A 1,581-nucleotide genomic window follows, 5' to 3' on the forward strand; every position below is an offset into this window, starting at 1 on the left:
CGGGTCATTGATTACTCACTGACCACCCCCTGTTTAAGTTGGAAATTTCAGAAGAGGCGACAACTATGCTGGCACAGGGGGACTGCGTAACCCCCTTGCTGTTGATTGATTAGCTGGCCCTGGGTTCCTGCCTGGTCTCTGGAAATTGATCCACCAATGCTTGAGCCAGGTATTCCGGCAGCGGCGCTTCATTCCGGCTATTTCGGCACAGGTTCAGCAGGGAAAGCACTTGTCGGGCGGCATCTCTATCCTTGAGCCAATAGCGTTTGAACAGAGCCCGGTCTCCCGCTTTGTTTACGTACGGGTCAGGCTGGCGAGCAACCGTTATTCCTTGCTTGCCGAGTGCCGACACATCGGAATTGAGGCAACTGCTCCAGAACTTGCCTGCCTGATGCCTGAACGTGTAACCCTGGTACGGGCTGGCAACCTCAACCTGGCTGAGTCCGTCCATGCCTGATTCAAGAAACGCATAAAGGATGCGCTCTTTCTTCGTTTCTGGTTTCATATACGTGTTCTACCTTTGCTTTTTCCGGGGGACTCAGTGGCAGCTGACAACCCGGCTTCCATTGCTTAAGCGGCTTCTGTCTTGCGCTTCTCTTCCCATTGCTCCAAAGCGGATTCCAGAAAGCGCACACAGCGAGCACCCAACTGGACAGGCTTGGGAAACTGAATGTCTTCATCGCTTATCCAGCGGTAAAGAGTGGTGTTACCGATTCCGTAACGGGATAGGACTTGTTGGCGGGTGAGGTACTTCGGTTCTTCTTTAAGCATCTACTATCTCCCATGAGTTACTAAGGTGTTCCTCGGGAGACAGTAGAGCCCAATTTTAATTAATCTAAAAACGACAGAATAAGTATTTCTTATTCTCTACAATCTGTATGAAAACCAATAAGTTCTGACTTAATAAAATCCAATAAAGTATCAAACCTATTTTCGTTTGAGGAGTAATACTCAATCATCTCAGGGGATAATGACCTTTTTTTCTTAACATAATAATCTTTAAATGTTCCGTCTTTATCTGGCAGCCCTACTTTTTCAGCCAACTCCTCGCTAGCCTCATAAATCGTAGCCCCTGCCGCCATTCGGCTAGCAATGTACATCGCTATAGAGTGATTACGAATCTCTAAGTCACTTTTCTTTTTGAGATTATTTGGTGTTGGCCTGCCACCACCACCCCTGCCGATTACGAGATTGAATGCTTTATCTGGGCTCTCGCCCTCCATTAACCGCTTTAAGCAACGTCCAAGATATTTCAGCGACTCTTGACTATAGCAATATTCTGACGGTGCTTTTCCGCGTACTTCGTCATCTACTAGCCTTTCTGTTATCGCAGACAATGCTTGGTTTAAAACTTGATAACTGCTCGAGGGATCTCCCTCTTCAGCAGCCAAAAAGCATAAGTAATCATTAAGTTCGCTATTGGCTTTCATGGCTTCAAGGGGTACTTGATCCGATGTTTCTGGACTGATAGCAGGTAATCTCTCGGAATCGTTCTTTAACCTGCCCCCTGTGCCAGCATAGTTGTCGCCTCTTCTGAAATTTCCAACTTAAACAGGGGGTGGTCAGTGAGTAATCAATGAC

3 protein-coding genes are annotated in these 1,581 nt (G+C 47.1%); all 3 read right to left on the reverse strand.

Annotation, left to right across the window (positions count from 1 at the left end):
* Window positions 1-109: 109 nt before the first annotated feature.
* The 3 genes from ABD892_RS10740 to ABD892_RS10750 all read right to left on the reverse strand — a co-directional run bounded on the left by ABD892_RS10740 (window position 110) and on the right by ABD892_RS10750 (window position 1,430).
* Window positions 110-505: a hypothetical protein gene (locus ABD892_RS10740; RefSeq protein WP_345195626.1), complete on the reverse strand. Its 396-nt coding sequence runs from the start codon at window positions 503-505 to the stop codon at window positions 110-112.
* A 65-nt stretch (window positions 506-570) separates the two neighbouring features.
* Window positions 571-771 carry a helix-turn-helix transcriptional regulator gene (locus ABD892_RS10745; protein ID WP_345195627.1) on the reverse strand — a complete coding sequence of 67 codons (201 nt, stop codon included), beginning with the start codon at window positions 769-771 and terminating at the stop codon, window positions 571-573.
* Window positions 772-860: 89 nt separating this feature from the next.
* Window positions 861-1,430, reverse strand: a complete 570-nt coding sequence (locus tag ABD892_RS10750; protein WP_345195629.1) for a hypothetical protein — start codon at window positions 1,428-1,430, stop codon at window positions 861-863.
* Window positions 1,431-1,581 lie beyond the last annotated feature (151 nt).

It is taken from the genome of Kistimonas scapharcae (genome assembly GCF_039540975.1).
In the GTDB taxonomy this organism is placed as follows: Bacteria; Pseudomonadota; Gammaproteobacteria; order Pseudomonadales; family Endozoicomonadaceae; genus Kistimonas; species Kistimonas scapharcae.

Bases quoted from the DNA above. Each gene is read 5' to 3' on its own strand.
- ABD892_RS10740 (WP_345195626.1), bottom strand. From the start codon at position 505: ATGAAACCAGAAACGAAGAAAGAGCGCATCCTTTATGCGTTTCTTGAA.
- ABD892_RS10745 (WP_345195627.1), bottom strand. From the start codon at position 771: ATGCTTAAAGAAGAACCGAAGTACCTCACCCGCCAACAAGTCCTATCC.
- ABD892_RS10750 (WP_345195629.1), bottom strand. From the start codon at position 1,430: ATGAAAGCCAATAGCGAACTTAATGATTACTTATGCTTTTTGGCTGCT.